Raw genomic sequence first — 1,161 nt, forward strand, 5'->3', positions numbered from 1 at the left:
ACCGAGATGAAGCTCGCACAGATTTGGGAAGATGTACTTGGAATCGAACGGGTTGGCGTACAGGATAACTTCTTCGAATTGGGAGGCCATTCGCTTAAGGCGGTTAGCCTGGTATCCAAAATGCATCAAGCGCTGGAAGTCGATATTCGGGTCCGAGATATTTTCGAAGGACCGACCATCCGAGAATTAGGGGCAAAGGTTCAAGGGGGTCTTGCGAAGAAGTTCACGGGATTGGTGCCATTACAAAAGCAAGACAGTTATCCTGTGAGCTCCGCACAAAAAAGGCTATACGCTATACAATCGATCAATCCGGAGGACACCTCGTATAATCTGCCTATGGTGCTGACCATAAACGGGAATGTGGACCAGAATCAGGTTGTTCAAGCACTACATGCCTTGGTAAACAAGCATGAAGTTTTGCGCACAAGCTTCCACATGGAAGAAGAGGACATCGTTCAGCGGGTACACGACGCTGTCGAACTGGAAATTGCGTACACGGAGACAAGCGCGAAGGAAGAAGTGGACGAGGCGCTAGGTCGATGGATTCAGCCCTTCGATCTTAGTCAGGCCCCTTTGATTCGAAGCGGGATCGTTCGTGAAGGGGAACAATTGCACTTGTTGCTGGACATGCATCATATCATCAGTGATGGGTCCACCATGGCCCTATTGGCAGAGGATTTTGTCCAAGCTTTCGATGGTACTGCGCTGGAAGCTGCGGCGATTCAATATAAGGAGTATGCCGAGTGGGAACGAGAGCAACACCGTAGGGGGATGTGGGAACAGCAGAAGCAATACTGGAAGCAGGAATATGCCGGAGAAATTCCGGTACTGGAAATGCCATTGGATGGAGTGCGGGGGAAGGCCGGGGATAACGAAGGGGAGCGAATACAATTCGAAATCCGTGAGGAAACCGTACAAGCCCTGAAAGAAGCGTCAAGTGCAGTAGGCGGAACGCTGTACATGGGACTGATGGCAGGCTTTAGTATTCTACTGTCGAAATACAGCGGTCAAGAGGATCTTGTGATTGGAAGTCCGATAGCAGGTAGAAGGCATGCCCAATTGGAAAAGATCGCAGGAATGTTCGTAAATACCTTAGCGATTCGTACACAACCAGAAGGGGATAAGAAGGTTCAAGATTATCTTCGGGAAGTGAGAGACAAG

1 protein-coding gene is annotated in these 1,161 nt (G+C 49.6%); it reads left to right on the forward strand.

What is annotated here, in order from left to right:
- On the forward strand, positions 1–1,161 hold a 1,161-nt coding region (locus G9G57_RS25265; protein ID WP_238799349.1), incomplete at both ends, for a condensation domain-containing protein.

Source organism: Paenibacillus sp. EKM211P (assembly GCF_011066175.1).
GTDB classification, from domain to species: Bacteria; Bacillota; Bacilli; order Paenibacillales; family Paenibacillaceae; genus Paenibacillus; species Paenibacillus polymyxa.